The 18,964-nt window shown below is 34.3% G+C and carries 15 protein-coding genes; 3 read left to right on the forward strand and 12 right to left on the reverse strand.

The annotated features are described in order from the left end of the window. Window positions 1–126: 126 nt before the first annotated feature. Window positions 127–606: a hypothetical protein gene (locus QLQ95_RS02025; RefSeq protein ID WP_095929001.1), complete on the forward strand. Its 480-nt coding sequence runs from the start codon at window positions 127–129 to the stop codon at window positions 604–606. Continuing rightward, the gene (gene ligD, locus QLQ95_RS02030; protein WP_482502418.1) at window positions 593–3,181 is read left to right on the forward strand and encodes a DNA ligase D; all 2,589 of its coding nucleotides are present in this window, start codon (window positions 593–595) and stop codon (window positions 3,179–3,181) included. The genes QLQ95_RS02025 and ligD overlap by 14 nt, the downstream gene beginning before the upstream one ends. Here the strand turns inward: ligD and ku are convergent. The 11 genes from ku to QLQ95_RS02085 all read right to left on the reverse strand — a co-directional run bounded on the left by ku (window position 3,178) and on the right by QLQ95_RS02085 (window position 15,891). Then, window positions 3,178–3,957 carry a non-homologous end joining protein Ku gene (ku, locus tag QLQ95_RS02035; protein WP_095929003.1) on the reverse strand — a complete coding sequence of 260 codons (780 nt, stop codon included), beginning with the start codon at window positions 3,955–3,957 and terminating at the stop codon, window positions 3,178–3,180. The two genes, ligD and ku, sit on opposite strands and share 4 nt — an antisense overlap. 169 nt (window positions 3,958–4,126) lie before the next feature. Further along, complete coding sequence (gene metQ / locus QLQ95_RS02040; RefSeq protein ID WP_482502420.1) at window positions 4,127–4,939, reverse strand: methionine ABC transporter substrate-binding lipoprotein MetQ; 813 nt, start codon at window positions 4,937–4,939, stop codon at window positions 4,127–4,129. A 98-nt stretch (window positions 4,940–5,037) separates the two neighbouring features. Further along, window positions 5,038–5,691, reverse strand: a complete 654-nt coding sequence (locus QLQ95_RS02045) for a methionine ABC transporter permease MetI (RefSeq protein WP_095929005.1) — start codon at window positions 5,689–5,691, stop codon at window positions 5,038–5,040. Next, on the reverse strand, window positions 5,684–6,715 hold the full coding sequence (gene metN / locus QLQ95_RS02050; protein WP_482502422.1) for a methionine ABC transporter ATP-binding protein MetN: 1,032 nt from the start codon (window positions 6,713–6,715) through the stop codon (window positions 5,684–5,686). Before metN ends, QLQ95_RS02045 begins: the two co-directional genes overlap by 8 nt. A gap of 381 nt (window positions 6,716–7,096) precedes the next feature. Then, on the reverse strand, window positions 7,097–8,125 hold the full coding sequence (locus QLQ95_RS02055; RefSeq protein WP_482502424.1) for an NHL repeat-containing protein: 1,029 nt from the start codon (window positions 8,123–8,125) through the stop codon (window positions 7,097–7,099). Then, window positions 8,116–9,330, reverse strand: a complete 1,215-nt coding sequence (locus QLQ95_RS02060; RefSeq protein ID WP_248727745.1) for a hypothetical protein — start codon at window positions 9,328–9,330, stop codon at window positions 8,116–8,118. The genes QLQ95_RS02055 and QLQ95_RS02060 overlap by 10 nt, the downstream gene beginning before the upstream one ends. A gap of 384 nt (window positions 9,331–9,714) precedes the next feature. After that, window positions 9,715–10,824, reverse strand: coding sequence for an N-acetylglucosamine-6-phosphate deacetylase (gene nagA, locus QLQ95_RS02065; RefSeq protein WP_320492220.1), 1,110 nt, complete (start codon window positions 10,822–10,824; stop codon window positions 9,715–9,717). A gap of 151 nt (window positions 10,825–10,975) precedes the next feature. Continuing rightward, window positions 10,976–12,373, reverse strand: coding sequence for a TolC family protein (locus QLQ95_RS02070; RefSeq protein ID WP_482502427.1), 1,398 nt, complete (start codon window positions 12,371–12,373; stop codon window positions 10,976–10,978). Window position 12,374: 1 nt separating this feature from the next. Continuing rightward, on the reverse strand, window positions 12,375–13,727 hold the full coding sequence (locus tag QLQ95_RS02075; RefSeq protein WP_095929012.1) for an HlyD family secretion protein: 1,353 nt from the start codon (window positions 13,725–13,727) through the stop codon (window positions 12,375–12,377). A gap of 2 nt (window positions 13,728–13,729) precedes the next feature. Continuing rightward, a complete protein-coding gene (locus tag QLQ95_RS02080) occupies window positions 13,730–15,385 on the reverse strand; it encodes a peptidase domain-containing ABC transporter (RefSeq protein ID WP_095929013.1) in 1,656 nt (551 codons plus the stop codon). Between the two features lie 101 nt (window positions 15,386–15,486). Then, window positions 15,487–15,891, reverse strand: coding sequence for a hypothetical protein (locus tag QLQ95_RS02085; RefSeq protein ID WP_482502429.1), 405 nt, complete (start codon window positions 15,889–15,891; stop codon window positions 15,487–15,489). A gap of 357 nt (window positions 15,892–16,248) precedes the next feature. Between QLQ95_RS02085 and QLQ95_RS02090 the strand changes: the two genes are divergently transcribed. Next, entirely contained in the window at window positions 16,249–16,707 is a 459-nt protein-coding gene (locus QLQ95_RS02090) for a DUF1810 domain-containing protein (RefSeq protein ID WP_320492222.1), read from the forward strand. Between the two features lie 88 nt (window positions 16,708–16,795). Here QLQ95_RS02090 and QLQ95_RS02095 read toward each other — a convergent pair whose 3' ends face one another. Next, window positions 16,796–18,838, reverse strand: coding sequence for a protein-disulfide reductase DsbD family protein (locus QLQ95_RS02095; protein ID WP_482502431.1), 2,043 nt, complete (start codon window positions 18,836–18,838; stop codon window positions 16,796–16,798). Between the last annotated feature and the right edge of the window lie 126 nt (window positions 18,839–18,964).

Consider the following 18,964-nt stretch of genomic DNA (forward strand, 5'->3'; position numbering starts at 1 on the left):
TTAAAATATTTGAAAACCAATATTTTACTGATAATTATATAAGTGCTTTTTTTAATCCTATAACATAAAACAGCCTTTTTAAAAGTAACTTTGATAAAGAGTTTTTAATTCAAAAACAAGGTCAATATGATTTACACCATTATACAAGTAATTTTAATTTCTATTGTGGCAACATCGGCTATGACATGGTTTAGTTATGCTATGTCGGAAAATTTTAAAGAATTGTATAAAGAACCTGTTTTATTGAGTTTTGCTCTAAAAAAAACAAATACAAGCCTTTCCGAAGAATCTCAGAAAACTTGGGGATGGCTAATACATTACATTATTGGTTTTCTATTTGTTATGGGATATCATATAGTATGGGTAAAGAATATTTTACCAATTTCTCCACTAAATGCTCTTATATTAGGAGTTATCAGTGGTGTAATTGGCATATTCAGCTGGATTATTATATTTAAAATGACCAATCATCAACCCCCAATTGATTTTAAAGGTTATTATATTCAGCTGTTCTTTGCCCATATTATTTTTGCTGTCACGGCAACGGCGCTTTACTCTATTTCATTAACCACTTTAATTCTTTTGAAAGATTATGTCACTGTCTAAATACCATCAAAAAAGAGATTTTAAACAAACTCGTGAACCAAAAGGAAAAGTAGAAAAATCGGCTAACGAATTAATTTTTGTGATACAGAAACATGCCGCATCGCATCTTCATTACGATTTTAGGTTAGAAATGGATGGCGTTTTAAAAAGCTGGGCAGTGCCAAAAGGTCCGTCAATGGATCCTGAAGTAAAACGTCTCGCAATGATGGTAGAAGATCATCCGTATAGTTACAAGGATTTTGAAGGTACAATTCCAGAAGGAAACTATGGTGCCGGAAATGTGATTGTTTGGGATAATGGAACATATACTTCAGATGAAAAAACAGCTTCGGACGAAAAACAATTATTAAGCGATTTAGAAAAAGGACGTTTGAGTTTTGTTTTAAAAGGAAAAAAACTCAAAGGCGAATTTTCGTTGGTTAAACTTCATGGCAAACAAGAAAATGCTTGGCTTTTAATCAAGAAAAATGATAAATATGCTTCTACTGAAGATATTTTAGAAAAAAATAAATCGGTTATTTCTAAAAGAAGTTTGGAACAGCTGATAGAAAAATCTGAAAAACTGGCTTCAAAAACAGAAGAAAAAACAGTTGAGAAAAAAACAGCAAAAAAAAAGTCTAATCCGAAAGTTAAAATAGCTGAGTTTATAAAACCCATGCTTGCCAGTGTGAGCGAAAAGCCATTTGATGATGACGAATGGGTTTTCGAAAATAAATACGATGGCTACAGGACGATTGCCGTTATTAATGATCAGCAGGTAGATTTATTCAGCAGAAATCAGCTTTCATTTACTGATAATTTCAAACCAATCGCCGAAGAATTACAACAAATAGATCATAACGTAGTTTTGGATGGCGAAGTTGTGGTGGAAAATGATGCTGGCAAAGCCGATTTCCAACTGCTTCAAAATTACATGAAAACCGGAATTGGGAATCTCAAATATTACGTCTTTGATTTATTGAATTTGGATGGAAATCTGATTACTGAATTATCGCTTTTGGAACGAAAAGAACTGCTGAAAATTCTCTTCAATAAATATCCTTTTTCGAATGTTTTTTATTCTGAACATACCGTTGGCGACGGAATAAAACAATTTGAAAAAGCAGTTAAAAATAAAACGGAAGGTATACTTGCCAAAAGAGCCGATAGCACTTATGCTGCAAACAGAAGAAGTACAAACTGGCTCAAAATAAAAACAGCAAATGAAGAAGAAGCCATAATTATCGGAATCACCGAACCTAAAAATTCGAGAAAGTATTTTGGCGCGCTTCTTCTAGGTCAATATAATGCTAAAAAACTGCAATATATTGGCAAATGCGGAACGGGTTTTACCGAAGCTGTACTGAAAGATTTATACACTCAACTCGAGCCTTACTTTATAGAAAAATCTCCGCTTGACGAAAAAATCTCTTTGCGCGATCCCATTCAATGGGTAAAACCAAAGGTCGTTTGCCAGGTAAAATTTTCCGAATGGACGCAGGATCAGCATTTGCGACATCCTGTTTATCTTGGATTAAGGGTTGATAAAAAAGCTGAGGAAGTGAATTTTAATGGTAATGAAAATGGCAATGACAATGGCAAAATCAATTTGAAAAACGATGTTAATGGGAGTTCTAATTTAATTGAAATGGAAAAATCAAATAAACACAAAACTGAGAATGATTACGATTTAAAAATTGGTAAAACTACCTTACATCTTACCAATCAGAATAAAATTTATTTTCCAAAAGATGGAATTACAAAAGGTGATATTGTGCAATATTATAATGAAGTTTCAGAACTGATTTTACCGTATTTAAAAGATCGTCCAGAATCGATGAACCGTTTCCCAAACGGAATTGATTCTCCTAGTTTTTATCAGAAAGATGTTGATGTCGATAAAATTCCGAAATGGCTTAAAACCAAAAAAATCTTCTCAGAATCCAACAATGCCAACATTGATTATCTTATTTGCAATAATAAAGAAACACTCCTTTATATGGCCAATTTAGGCTGTATCGAAATGAATCCGTGGAATTCGACCATAAAACATATTCAGAATCCAGATTGGCTCGTAATTGATTTAGATCCCGCAAAAGACGACTTTAAACTAGTGGTTCAAACTGCTTTGGTTGTAAAAGAAGTTTTAGACGAATTGGAAACCGAATGTTTGTGCAAAACTTCGGGCGCTTCTGGGCTTCATATTTACATTCCGCTTGGCGCGCAATACGATTATGATTCGATTAAAATTCTAGCCGAATTAATTGCCAAAGAGGTACATTCCAGACTGCCTGATATTACCTCGATTGACAGAAGCATCAAAAAAAGGAAAAATAAACTGTACATCGATTTTTTACAAAACCGACGCGGACAAACTTTGGCAGCGCCGTATTCTGTTCGTCCAAAACCTGGCGCAACAGTTTCTACGCCTTTAGAATGGAGTGAGGTAAATGATAAACTGCATCCGTCGCAATTTACCATCAAAAATGTATTAAGTCGTTTTGAGAAAAAAGGCGATTTATGGAAACCTGTTTTATCGAAAGGCGCCAACATTAAAAAGATTATTCACAAACTAGAAAATAGCCAAAAGGCTTAAGAAGATTTTTTCTTTTTGTTTTCGAGACTGGCTTTCAGCATTTCCATTAAATCGTCGCTTTGTTTGTGCACGACTTTTAGTTTTGGAGCCGCTTTCTGTGGTTTTCCTTTGGCTTTCTTTTTAATGATATCCAAAAGCTTAGCGGTATATTCATCTTTAAAGCCAGAAATATCAAATTTCTCCGTTAGCTGATCGATTAGTTTTTCGGCCATGTCCATTTCTTTTGTCGCTTTTTTAGACATTGGAGGCAATTTTAATTCTGCTGTACTTCGAATCTCTTGTTCAAATCGAATTCTGTTTAAAACAATGACATTTTTATACGGTTTTAAAATCGCTAGACTTTCTTTATTTCGCAGTACAAATCTTGTAACACCTACTTTTCCTGAAGCTTCGAGCGCATCGCGAAGTAACCCGTAGGCATTCATGGCGCCTTTATCGGGTTCGAGATAATAGGGCTGTTCGTAATAAATACTTTGGATTTCTTTTTCGAAAGCAAAACTTTCAATATCGATTGTTTTGGTTTTAATAGCGTCTGCAGCTTCAAAATCAGAATCTTCCAAAACAATATATTTACCTTCCAGATTATATCCCTTTACAATATTGGCAAAATCTACTTCTTTACCCGTATTTTCGTTAACACGTTTAAACTTGATATTAGCGTGATCTTTTGCGTCAAGCATATCCATATCCAGACTGCTTTCCTGCACCGCCGAAAACATTTTTATTGGAATATTAATTAACCCAAAACTTACCGAACCTGTCCAAATCGATCTCATGGCTTTTGCTTTAAAAATTGAACTCTAATTTAATTCAATAAAAAAACGTAAGCATTACAAAATCAACAGATTGTTTTATATAATTATGAATTGTACAATGTAAAATGTGAGATGTGAAATGTCTTAATCAATAACATTTCACATCTCACATTTTACATCTCACATTCTTTTACCAGCCTTTAACTGCTCCTCCTTTAAATTCTTGTTCAGCAGCTTTTTCTACTTCTGGAGATTGAAAAGCCTGTAAAAACTGTTTTACTTTTTCTTCGTTTTTATTGTCTTCGCGGCTTACCACCAAATTTACATAAGGAGAATCTTTGTCTTCAACAAACAAAGCATCACGAGATGGAACCAATCCTGCTGCAGAAGCAAAAGTATTGTTGATGATCGCAATAGACACATTCTTGTCGTCTAAAGCACGAGGCAATTGAGGTGCTTCTAATTCTAAGATTTTTAAGTTTTTAGGATTGCCAACAATGTCTGTTACTTTTGGCAATAAACCAACACCATCTTTCAACTTCAATAATCCGTTTTTTTGTAGAAGCAATAACGAACGTCCTCCGTTTGTTGGATCATTTGGGATAATAATTGTGCTTTCGTTTTTCAATTCAGAAAGGCTTTTTATTTTTTTAGAATACCCAGCAATCGGATACACGAATGTATTCCCGATAATGGCTAATTTGTAACCTCTTTGTTTCGATTGCTCGTCTAAATACGGTTTGTGCTGAAACGCATTCGCATCGATATCACCTTGGCTTAAAGCTTCATTTGGAATCACATAGTCGTTGAAAGAAACCAGTTCTACTTCCAATCCGAATTTTTCTTTAGCTACTTTTTTAGCCGCTTCTGCTACTTTTAATTCTGGTCCAGAAGCTACTCCCACTTTTATAAAATGAGGGTCGTTGTTTTTGCTTTTCCCGCAATTCGATAAAACAAGCGCCAAAGTCAAAACTCCAGCTATTTTTAAAATATTTCTTTTCATAATAATTGTATATTTTTTAAATTTCTTAATTCTAATATTCACTCTCGCCTCCCGTCTTTTCACTTTCGACTTTTCACTTTCGACTTTTCGACTAAATATTACCTATGATCAAATCGTTTTGATAATCTGTCTCCAGCAAACTGAATTACAAATACCAGAATGACCAATAAAGCCAAAACAGAGTTCATTGTTACAGCATCATAACCTATATATCCGTATTGATACCCAACTTGTCCTAAACCACCTGCTCCAACAGCTCCTCCCATTGCAGAATATCCAACAAGAGTAATTAAAGTAATTGAAGCCGCATTAATTAAAGAGGGCAAAGCTTCTGGCAACAATACTTTGTACACAATTTGTAAAGGAGTTGCGCCCAATGCTCTCGCTGCTTCGATTAATCCCGACGGTAAGCCTAGCAAACTATTTTCTACCAAACGGGCAATAAATGGTGCTGCACCAATACTTAACGGAACCAAAGCGGCACTCACACCAATAGAAGTCCCAACAATGGCTCGTGTAAACGGAATCATCCAAACGATTAAAATGATGAATGGAATAGAACGAAAAACATTTACCACTACTGATAATGTTCTGTTTAAAACCGGCTGTTCCAGAATCTGGTTTTTACGAGTTAAGAATAATAAAATTCCCGTTGGAAGTCCTAACAAAAACCCGAAAAAGCCCGATACAAAAGTCATAACAATGGTTTCCCATGTTCCTTTTAACAATAAATCTATAAGAGAATCAGACATAACCTATAATTTCTGTTTTAATATGTTTTGAATTAAAATATTGAATTGCTGCGTCGTAATTTTCGCGTTTCCCTGAAAGTTCAATCAGCATTACGCCAAAATTCACTTCGCCAGCCTGATCCATTTGTGCACTAACGATTTTAAAATCGGTATCAAAAAGTCTTGAAACTTCTGAGATAACAGGTTCATTAACCGATTTTCCTGTCATTTCCAATTTCAATAACGGATTCAGATTTCCATTGTTTTCTTTTTGCAATTTTTCCTGATACACAGATGGAACTTCGATATGAAGCGAAGAAGAAATAAATTCTCTTGTCAGTTCATGTTTTGGATCTGCAAAGATTTCGCCCACACTTCCCTGCTCAATTAATTTTCCGTGACTGATTACCGCTACCTCATCACAAATAGATTTTACAACTTCCATTTGGTGCGTGATCAGCAAAACCGTAATGTTAAGACGTTTGTTAATGTCTTTCAGTAAATTTAAAATCGATCTAGTTGTTGCAGGATCAAGCGCGCTTGTCGCTTCATCGCACAGTAAAACTTTCGGATTATTAGCCAAAGTTCTTGCAATGGCAACTCTCTGTTTTTGTCCTCCCGAAAGACTTGCTGGATAATCATTGGCTTTTTCGGCCAATCCAACTAATTGCAGCAATTCTAAAACACGTGTTTTGATTTCAGTTTTTGGCGTTCCAGCCAATTCTAGCGGAAAAGCCACATTTTCGAAAACCGTTCTCGAAGAAAGTAAATTGAAATGCTGAAAAATCATTCCGATTTGTCTTCTTTCAATTGCTAATTCTGCATTTGACAACTGCATTAAAGCTTTTCCATCAACGATAATTTCGCCAGAAGTTGGTCTTTCCAACAAATTCACGCAGCGAATTAAGGTACTTTTTCCTGCTCCGGAAGTTCCAATTACACCAAAAATTTTCCCTTCAGGAACCCTTAAAGAGACATCAGACAAAGCGGCAACAATTCTGTCTTTCTGATGAAAAGTTTTGGTTACATTTTTTAATTCAATCATTCTTTACAGTTTAAAAAAACAAAAAAGCCTTCCATTAATTAGTTGAAAGGCTTTTTCGAAATAAATTTTATCATTTTATATATTAAGCCAGATCAATAAATACCATTACAGCAGCACAGCACTTCATACTGCGACGATAATAATTATTCATTTTCTGGTTCTGTTTCTTCATAGCGAGTGCAAATTTAAATAGTTATTTTCAATTTTAAGGTATAAATTGTTAAAACTTTTATTAACCTATCAATTTAGTAGGTTATTTTGAAATTCCAAATAGAAATGAAACTTCAAATAAAAAATTCCAAATTCCAATTGTCTCTTCCTGAAGTTTCGGGATTAGATTGGAATTTGGAATTTTTAGTTTTATAATTAAACTTTTGGAATTTAATTATTTTGTTCCGCAATTACTGACTTATTCAACTTTATTATTCTGATTTTTTTATTGGTATTATCAGATAAGAAAATACGATCGTCAAGTTGTGCTGTTCCAACAATAGTTCCAAAAGCATTTTGCCCTAAAATATCAGAAACGCTTAAAGCTGCTTTATAATTCTTTTTAATGAACTCTTCTTTTGGATATAATTTTAAATAAGATGCACTTCCAACATTTTCTGAAGTAACTGCCCAATCTTTGCTAAAAGATACTGCAATTGGCTTAACGTCTACAAATTGCACTTTTTCTGGCTCGATAGGAGTTGTTAACGAAGCTGCAGCGTTGGCTTTAATATTGGCAATATTATAATATAAATAGCTTTTGGCATCTCTTCCTCCTACAACCAAATTTCCATCATAAACATCCAATGAATATATTTCTGTATATCCGTTTAAAGTATTCAATTTGGCAATAGGCTTTAAATTCCAATCGCTTGTTTCTGTAATTTGAGAAGCATCAATAACCTTTATGCTCTTTTCTTTTTCTTTTACAAACACCAATCCGTCTTTTGCTACAACGCCAAAAACGTGAACAAAAGTCTGCCACCATTGGCCATTTCCAACAGTACTAATTCCAGCGTTTGTAATCTCATCAAAAACAAATAATCTAGATTCTGTACTGCCAACATAAATACGACCACTATCAACAGAAACTGATGTTAAACTTGTTAGCGGAATAGTAGTATTTCCTTTTTTATACTCTTTTATTGTTTTAATATGTTCTAAAGTCAGAGCATTAAAAACCTCTAGTACATTTCCGTTAATCACATACAATTTTTCATTTGCAATAGTGATTCCTTTCGGGTCAAATGCTTCTGTGCTACCTGGAATATTTTCGTTTGTAATAGAAGCTTCCTCAGTCGGATAATAATAGGTATAATCCTTAGATGCAGCATCGTCTTTACTGCAATTTGTAAACAAACAAAGTGCTAAAATTAGGGGCAGAATATGTTTCATGTGTAGTTTATATTTTAGTTCCATTTTCCTTCGCCTTTATATTTGACTAAAAATGAATTTTTAGGGTCAATTTTAAATACTGGTTTTTTATAAGTTCCTGTTACATAATTTGTTTTCTCATATGTTTTTAAAACATCTGGATCTGTAAAAGGAAGATCATTTAAATAAATTAAATACTTATAAAATTCAGTCAGCATTTCTTGCTGTCCACCGCCTTCTCCGCTATTTGCTAAGTTACTGCTATGGCTGAAACCAATATGATGCGAATATTCGTGAGACCAAACCGACATTTCTCCTAGCCAATGTCCTCTTACATAACCTGATTCCCACTGCGATGCCAGATTTCCTCCGCCCCAAGCAGAATCGCCTCCAACCATTGCCATCCAAAGCGTTCTTTTATCTAGATAATTCCAATATATTTTTTCAATTTCTTCTTTAGAATAATAATCGTAAACACCATCTACATCATCTGCATTTCCGTGCCAGTTTAACGCGCCATTTATGCCCGTTCCTGCCGTTGCTGCCTGTTCTTGCTTGTACTTGTCAAAATTGGTGAATGTACTGTAATACAGTGGATGGCTCAATGCATAAGAATAGTTGATAATCATTGTAATCGCTTCTTTTGCCAATGCAGGATTCATCGGAAGATATTTACCCAAATCATTAATGTGGTATCCGTCATGAAACTGAACCAAATGATTAGATTTTATCTTTTTGAATTGTTTAAACAAAGGATCATCTGATTCTACAGAAAACTCGATCGCTCCAGATGAAAACCCTTCAATTTTATCGATTGTTACTGTATTTCCTGTTTCTAGCAAATAATCGTTTTTCTGCTCTGTTAAAGGAATTTTATGAAAAGAACGGTGAAAAGCAGGAACTTTTGAAAAACTATAAAGCAAAAACTTTTTATCGTAATTAGGCAATTTTGCATACACTTTTACGTCTGTTAATCCAACTGGAGAATAAAGCGAAATTTGTACAGAATCTTTTCCTTTTTGAATAACTTGAAACGGTTCGTTTACTCTAAACCAGCGATCTGTTTTGTCGTACATTCTTGCTGGATCTTCGTCATCGGCAAACATGGTCATCGGATGATTTTCTGCTGGCAAAGCTGTTAAATCTATGCTTGCTAGATAATTTGGTTTGTACGAATCTCCATCGTCACTACAGCCAAAAATAATACTTGCCAGTAGGGCAAATACAAAAAAGTGAGTGTTTTTTCTCATAGTAAGTAAGTAGGTTTGGGGTTAAAAATATGGTGCAAAACTATAAATATGATTTTTAAAATCATAGGTATTGCAAGAAAAGTATGAAGGTAAAATATATTAAAAATCGTTTTTTTTGTTTTAAAAATATCTAAAGGTTAGTTTTTAGACTATTATATACTGCTTCTTCTAATTTGTTTTTTTTAGTTTTTCGGAAGAAATACTGATGTATAATCCTACTACAACTAAAATAACTCCAAAAAGCGTATATAAAGTCAGAGGTTCATCGACCACAAAAAAGCGAAACCAATTCCAACTAAAATGATTTTACATTCTTTTAATTTATTGAAAATTAAAAGTCGTTTTCTTCAATCATATAAAATAGGTAAGTTGGTTTAAGAAAAATTAAAGGGTTTCTATTTCGCTTAAATCAGCATTGAATTTAACAAAAGTGGCAGGAAATCCAGATTTAATTTTTCCCACTCTATCTTGCATACCAATTGCAGAAGCTACTCTTATAGTAGCCATTTTTATGGCTTCATCTGCAGAAACATTTAGATGATTATACGCATTTTGCACCGCTTCTGCCATAGATATTGTAGCTCCCGCCAGATTGCCGTCTTCATTTCTGTAAAAACCATTTTCTAAATGAGCATCAAAATTATCCCATTTAAAATTGGCTACTTTTCGTCCTAAAAAAGTAGCATCGCTTATTAAAAAGAATTTATCCTTTTTTAATTTGTAAGCCACTTTTGCCGCCGCATAATCGCAATGTGCACCGTCTAGAATAACTGGCGCATAAACAGCTTCATTTTCAAACACGGCTCCAACTAAACCTGGTTCACGATGTCCAAACTGTGTCATGGCATTAAATAAGTGCGTTACCAGATTTATTCCTTTAGCAAAATAAGGTTGCGCTTCTTTATGAGTTATGGTCGAATGTCCGATCGAAATGGTAATTCCGCTTTCAATCAGTTTATTCAATTGTTCTTCTGTAAAACATTCTGGAGCAATTGTAATTACTTTAATAACATCTTTTCCTTTTTCGATAATTTCTTCAAGCTCAGCATTAGTCGGTTTTCGAACTTGATCAATGCTGTGAGCACCACGTCGCAACGGATTTAAAAATGGTCCCTCTAAATGCATTCCGATCACACCATTATTATGCTTTTCCATGTAATTGCGAACGGCTTCAATTCCTTCTAAAATGGTTTCTCTTGAAGAAGAAATCAAACAAGGTAAAACGTGTGTTGTGCCGTATTTCATACTTGCATCATAAATATCCTGAATGGTTTCCTCGTTTGGAGTCTGGCTGAAATAATACTTTTCACCGCCATTGATCTGAATATCTATAAATCCTGCTGAAAGATGATTGCCTCCCAAATCGATTTTTTCCAAATCATTTGGGATTTCTTTCTGCACCGAAATAATAGTTCCGTTTTCAATAATAACAACTCCATTTTCAATTATTTCGTCACCTGTATGCACAACAGCATTTACAATCGCTTGTTTCATGATTTAATTTGTTTCTTTTTAGCCAAATTTAAAAAGAAGTTTGAATTAATTGCATAAATAAAAAAGCTTCAGATGATTCTGAAGCTTTCTAAATTTAAATTATGAAAATTAATATAGTACAGTCATTGCAAACTGCATATCTGATTACGTATTAATCTGGATTTGCCAATATTTTATACAATTCGCCATTCGAAAGATAAAACTGATTCTCTAAACTTATTTGCGATAATTTTGCACTTACAAGATTGTTTTCTCTCGAATTGATTAAGAAAATCGAACTCTCGCCGAATGAAAATAATTTTTCTTCTGAATTCAGCATCGTCATATAATCTTGTACGAGATTGTCGATTACGATTTTCTGTTTTCTTAACGAAGCAATTTCCGTCTGCTGTGCTTTTATTTTATTTTTAAGTTCCAATCGCTGTTGTCCAATATCATATTGCATATCCTGAATTTTCAGTTTAGCCATTTTTAAACTTCCACGTTCTTTTCTTAAGAAAATTGGGAAACTGAAATCAATATTAAACTTATAATCATCAGCATTAAAATTATTCCAGTAATTTGGTTCTGAAATGTAGTTATAGCCCACATTTATTTTCGGAAGCAATGAATTGGCTTTTAGCTGGCGATTAACTTCCAAAATATCCATTTTAGTTTCTAAAGATTGAATCTTTGGGTGAGAATCTAATGATTCAACATCAACCATCATCGCATCTGTTTTTAATGTTTCCTCAATGGTCTGAATTAGGTTTTGTTCTGGTTTTACCAAATCTCCCAATTCAACTGGAACATTTTCAATCCACAAAAAATTGGCCAATTTAAGTTTTGCTTTCGCTAATTTCAAATTTCCGTTTTCAACATTCAGTTCTCTGTTTCGCACGGTGATTTTAGCTTCAACACTGTCAATTGCTGGCGCATCTCCTGCTGCGATTAGTTTTTTAACCCCTTCAAAACGAGTGCTCGCAAAACCTAAATAATTTTTATACAATTCAGCTTCGTTATAGCTTCTTCTCCATTCAAAATAAGCTTCACTAGCTTGATATAAAATTTCAATTGCTCTCAATTTTCGCTGTGCGTCACTCAGTTTTACCTGAAGTTTTCCTTCGCGAACATCGGCCATTCTTTGGTTAATAAACATTCCCTGCCCTAGAGCAACATTAATTCCGAGGGAAGTTAGACCTGCTTCTGGAGTTTTGTTCTGCGGATTATAATATTCTCCATTTGTATCGTCAAAACCTGCTTTAATTTCTACTCCATACCAAGTCGGAATTTTGAAACTGCTGTTTAATAACGAATAATATTCTGTGCCTTTAAATTCTTTCTTATTGTAATCTACTTCCAGTTTTGGATCAAATCCGCCTCGAGCCATCATCAATTTTGCTTGAGCATTTGTCACTTCAAGATTGGCTTGTTTTACCAACGGGTGATATTTTTTTACATATCCCAAGTACTCGATAAAAGTAAGTTCCTCTTGATTAAAATTCTGGCTATGAAGTGTAGAAAAACAAAATAGTATTAAGAAAGAAAACAATTTTACAAGATTTCTCATTTTACTTTTTCTCCTTTCCTTTATCTTCTTTTTCTCCTGAATTATAATAGTTTGGCGGAAAACCATTTAAGTTTCGCCAAATCTCGTACCATACCGAAACGGTTTCTAGCAATGCAATACTTTGCGCACCTGCACCAATACTCAATTCTTTTGGCCAGTGACGATCTTCTCCATCTGGTGAAACCAAAATTCTGTATTTCCCGTTCGGACTTATAAAGTTTTCTATCGCTACAACTTTACCTCCGTAAGTTCCATAAGATAATCCTGGCCATCCAGAAAATACAATTCTAGGCCATCCATCAAACCAAACACGAACTTTTGCACCACGATGCACAAGCGGTAAATCGATTGGATCTACGTAAGTTTCTACCGCAATATCATATTTAGAAGGCATAATGCTCACAACAGGAGTTCCTTCTTTAATCGTTTCTCCAAGACCAGCCAGTAAAGCTCGGTTTACGTAACCGCTCTGTGGCGCTGTAATATAATATAAACCGTTTCTAAGTCTGTAATTAGTATATTGGTTTTCTAGCTTATTTACCTGAGCTTCTGTATCGTATTGCGTACTTAAAGCAGTAAATTTATCGCTTCTTGATTTTGATATTTTTTCAGCATATTCAGCAGTAATTCTATTGATTTCTACTTTTGCATTTATCAATTCATTTTTGCTGCTCAACAATTTATTTTCCTGCGTAATCACATAAGCTTCTGACTCTTGCAGTTTTAATCTTTTCTGCTCGACATCTGTCAGCGGTTTAAGACCTTCTTTGTTTAAAGCAGTCGAACGGTCAAATTGTGTTTTTGCAATTCGAAGCTGAGTTTTTACTGCTACAAGATCCATACTGTCGCTTTTTATTTTCAATTGTGACTGACGAATTTTGTTTTGCGCTTGCTGCAATTTCAACTGTCTTTCCGTGTTAAGCGACTGCGCCTGCACGTCAAGAGAGTTTACTTTATCTCCATACGATTCTACAGCCATTTTTTTGGCATCTACTTGCTGTTTGGTATTATTAACCAAATTAGGATCTAAATAATCTTCTTTGATCTCCGAAATAAAAAGAATTGTATCTCCTTTTTTTACGTAATCTCCTTCTTTTACAAACCATTTTTCTATACGTCCAGCAATGGCATTATGAACAGTCTGTGGTCTTTGATCTGGTTTTAAAGTCGTTACAGAACCTGTTCCTGAAATATTCTGTGTCCAAGGCAAGAAAAGGCATAAGACAGCAAAAATCAAAAATCCGATTATGACTTTATTTAAAATTGCGTAATGTGGTCTACGAGCAACACTTGTAATCGATTTGTATTGCCCCGGCGTTATAAGTACGTTGTTATCTTTAGATAGGTTGAGCATGATTAAAGCTTTATGTCGTTAATAATTTTTCCGTCATCAATCGTAATCATACGACTACATTTGCTTTTCCAAATATCATTTTTAGAAGTCACAATAACAGTCCAGTCATTTTCTTCCGAAAGTAAAAAGTCTACAATTTTACTCGAAGTCAAATCGTCCATTTTGTCAACTGGATCTTCTAAGAATAAGATATTCGGTTTACCCACAATACTTCTTGCCAAAAGAATTTTTTGAACATCAGAAGCAGATAGTTCACGACCTCCAGGATGAATTTGATTTTCCAACCCGTTTTCAAAAGTTTTAATATATGGAGTAAGGCCAACATTATCTAAAGCCCATTTTAAATCATCGCTATTTAATTCTTCATTTCCAAAAACAATATTCTCACGAATTGTTCCTGCAAAAAGTGTATCGCCTTGCAAGAATGTCCCTGCCTGCGCTCTATATGTATCTTCGTTAAGGCGATTCATATAATTATCAGTTACGTACATCGCTCCGCTTTCTGGTTCTAAAACACCCGAAAGCAATCTTAGCAAAGTACTTTTTCCTGCACCATTTGTTCCTGTAAGAATGATTTTTTCTCCTTGAGAGATTTTTAAATTGATATTCTTCAGTGATTTTTTGTTGTGTTCTGGATAATGGTAATTGATGCTTTCGGTCTCAATATTGATTCCTTTTTCAGTTTTATCTGAAGTTTGAGGAATGCATGAAATTTCCATATCAGTAACCTGACCAATTTTTTCAACAGAAGTCAATACGTCGTAGAAAGACTCTAATCCGAAGATGATTTTTTCTACCGAGTTGATTAATAATACAATTACGATTTCAGCTGCTACGAACTGCCCTATGTTCATTTGGTGGTGAATTACCAGAAAACCACCGATCGATAATAAGGCAGCAGTAACAATTACTTTAAAAATAGTCAGCTGAATATATTGTTTCTTCATTACCTGAAAGTGCTTTTCGCGGTAATTTACATAGTTGGTTGCATATTGGTCATTTCTTTCCAAAGCATATTCAAAAGCTCCTTTTCTACGGAAACTTTCTCTATTTCTAGCAATTTCCTGAAGCCATGCTGCCACTTTATATTTAAATTTCGATTCGTTTAAACTGGTTTCCAGACCATCTTTATACGAAAATTTAAAAATGACATATAAAATGACAATAAATAAAAGTCCAATTACCATAAAGAAAGAATGATAAAGAACCAATAGAATAATCCCCAGACCAACCTGAAGGAATGCGGTGCAGAAATCAAGCAATAGTTTTGCAGTGCCTTTCTGTACCATTAAAGTATCAAAAAAACGATTGGCTTTTTCGGGAGCATATTCCGAGTACATTTCTTTAAATTTTATTAAAGGCATTCTGTACGCAAACTCAAAAGAAGAGCGCACAAAAATTCGCTGCTGCAAATTCTCTACAATTCGCAACTGCAAAATCGTTAGAACTCCGCCAAAGCCAACTCCAACCGTAACTAGAATAACGAGAACGATCCACGAGACGCTCAGCTGTCCGCTTTGAATAAAATTAATAATAGCTTGGATTCCCAAAGGCAGAGAAAGATTAACTAACCCTGCAAATGCAGCATAGAAGATAATTTGATACACATCGCGCTTATCGAGCTGCAATAAGTTATAAAAACGTTTAAATGGTGTCATGAATTTAAGTATAAATACAAGATTATTACATAGAATAAATATACGGCAAAAACCGCATTTTTGGATTAAGATTTTTATCCTAATCCTTAAAAAACAAGTATTTATGAATTCACCCTAGGAGGCGGTATATCTATTTTACCATGAAAACCAAACGAAAAGATCGTATTATCAATATATTTTTTCCCTTCTGATTCTATTAGAAAACCAAAATGAGGCATCAAAGATTCAGATGAAATCAAATATTCCATTAAAGGAATGCCTTTTGCTAATTTGGCAGTTTTAGTGTCCTTTGTTTTGTAGTCATCCAGTTCCTCTGGGATTCCATCACACTTGAAGATTTTTTTCAGAAAGTTGCAGGTAATGCCTTTTACCGTGTAGGTTTCGGCGTTATCGCTTAAGATCCTTCCAACGCTATTAGAAATATTTAAACTGCTAATTAGAAAATAGCCGACAAGCAATGCCTGAAGGCATTTACATAAAAAGCTATTTTTAATTTTGTTCAACATACTCTAAAAAAGGCTAAAAGTTTAATTGCAATCACATCGTTTTGATTCAAAACCCCAGTGATTTAAGGCGTTTATTATAATTTTTCTGAGCGCGCAATTTAGAGCCAATTTTTTTGTAGAACATTAAAATAACATTAGAATTTAGAATCATTCAAAACTTTAAAATTATATTAACAAGGCATTCTTACAGGCCTATCGGAATTATGTAAAGACAAACTACAATTCTATAACTCAGAACACTATAGGCATTCTACTTTTGGTATTCGAAAATTTTGATACAATTCTTTAAAAAATATATTACAAGTGTTACCGATTAAACAAATTAGATTTACTAATCATTTAATACAGAATCAAGAGATGACTTACGCAAAAAATGATTTGACCCGATTTTTAGATGCGCAAAATAAACTTTATCTGACAGCATTATCTGAAATAAAAAAAGGTAAAAAAGAAACCCATTGGATGTGGTTCATTTTTCCGCAGATCAAAGGACTTGGCAAAAGTGCTCTTTCTGAATATTATGCCGTTGCAGATCTTAAAGAAGCTACTGAATTTTTAAAGCATCCGATTTTATCGAAACATTTAATTGAGATCTCTAAATTGCTGTTGACCTTAAAAAAGAAGTCTGCCGAAGGAATTTTAGGAGAACTTGGCGCAAGAAAACTGCATTCTTCTATGAGTTTATTTGTTCAGGTAGAAAATGCGCATCCTGTTTTTCAGGAAATTCTAGATACTTTTTTCTTTGGACATCTGGATCAGCTGACTTTAAATTTTACACAAAAAACTAGTGTCCTGCCAGACACAGTACTTTCTTAATATTCTTAGGACAAAAAAGGAAATAGCTCGTAAACTATTCCCTTTTTGATTAACAACATAATTATAAATAAAGTACAAATCCTGAACTTTAGCTTTTATCAAAATTAGAAACCCCTTTTTTAAGCCAGTTCAAATATTCTTCGATATCTGGATTATAAGCAGACGTTTCATTTAGCGTTTCTCCATTATGATCTACCAAAACATAAAATGGTTGTGCATTGGTTTTGTAAGTCAGTGTTTGAAATTCGCTCCATTTCTGACCAATATATTTTAACTTCTTCCCTGTTAGTTTAGAGGTAATCTGTTCGTGCGGATTTAGTTCTCGTTTATCGTCTACATAAAGTGAAATTAAAACCAAATCGCCTTTTAAGATCTTCTGCACTTTTTCATCAGACCAAACATTGTCCTCCATTTTACGGCAATTTACGCACGCGTGACCTGTGAAATCTATCATAACTGGTTTTCCGATCTTTTTGGCATATTGCATTCCTAAATCATAGTCCGTAAAAGCCATAATGTTATGCGGACCAAGTTCTGCTCCTTCTGGAAGGTTTTGTGTTATTTCTTTTGAACTGGAATTATTCAATCCATTTGGAATTTCGCTGTAATGCATCGGTGGCGGAAAACCGCTAATCATTTTAAGAGGCGCTCCCCAGATTCCAGGAATCAGATAAATGGTAAAAGCCAAAACCAAAACCCCTAATCCTAATCTTCCTACACTGATATTTGAAACCGGACTGTCATGCGGCAACTGAATTTTTCCGAATAAATAAAAAGCCAGCGTTCCAAAAATGGCAATCCAAATTGCTAGAAAAGTTTCTCTTTCCAACCAATGCAATTGCAGAACCAAATCGGCATTGGAAAGGAATTTGAAAGCAAGAGCCATTTCTAAAAATCCCAAAAATACTTTTACAGAATTTAACCATCCTCCCGATTTTGGAAGCGAATTAAGCCAACCCGGAAAAGCCGCAAATAAAGTAAAGGGCAAAGCCAAAGCCAGAGAAAAACCAAACATTCCGACAAATGGCGCAATTCCGCCTCGCGAAGCAGCTTCGACCAATAAAGTACCAACAATTGGACCCGTACAAGAAAAGGAAACAATTGCTAGAGCCAAAGCCATAAACAATATTCCTACGATTCCGCCTCTATCGGCTTGCGAATCGACTTTGTTTGCCCATGCATTGGGAAGCATGATTTCGAATGCTCCTAAAAATGAAAATGCAAAAATCATTAAAAGCACAAAAAATACAAGATTAAACCAGACATTTGTAGAAAGCGCATTAAGCGAATCTGCTCCAAAAGCCCAAGTTACAACAGCTCCCAAAAAGATATAAATGGCAATAATCGCGATTCCGTAAAAAACGGCTTTTCGTATTCCCTGCGATTTAGTTTTACTCTGTTTGGTAAAAAAACTCACCGTCATCGGGATCATCGGAAAAACGCAAGGTGTTAGCAAGGCCGCAAATCCAGAGAAAAATGATAATAAAAAAATCGTCCACAAACTTCTTGATTCTGTTTTTGGTTCTCTTTTTCTAATTTCTTTTTGAGGTGTTTTTGTTATTTCTGCAGCAAGAACTTCTTCTGTTTTTTCTTTTATTTCGGTAACCGAAGAATCTATTTCAACAGCTTTAGCTTCTGTTTTAGCTGCCGTTTCTATTAAAGTTTTCGCTTTCGCGGAAGGACTCATGACAAACTCCAATTCGTCTGAACTTGGAGGAAGACAGTTTTCATCATTACAAACCATAAATTCAACTTCAGCCTTGATTTTAAAAGGTTTAGATGAAAGTATTTTAACACGCTGTTTAAAAGTAGTCTCTTTTTCAAAAAACTTAATCTGCATTTTGAAAACAGGATCATTAACCGTTTTTCCTTTTTCTTCTTTTACAGCATCAATTAACTGAAAATCTGCGCTTTTTATAAAATTAAAACGCGTTGGAATCGGTCCTCCGTCTGCAACTTCCTGGCTGTACAAATGCCAGCCTGACTCTATAATGGCTTTTGCCTGCAATTCGTATTCAGTATCAGAAATTTTCTCGACACTGGTTTTCCATTTTATGGGATTGTATATCTGAGCCTTTACGAATATGGAAAACAGCAGGAAAAAGCCCAGTAAAAAAATATTTTTTTTCATGGGATAAAATCTTTAAAAAAGAGGGTTGAATAGCAAAAAACAACCCTCTCGGTAATCCGCTATACAAACTAAATTGCTTACTAATTCAAAATAACTATTTGATAGGGAAATACAAATTAAACTCTA

The organism is Flavobacterium sp. B330r, assembly GCF_056824325.1.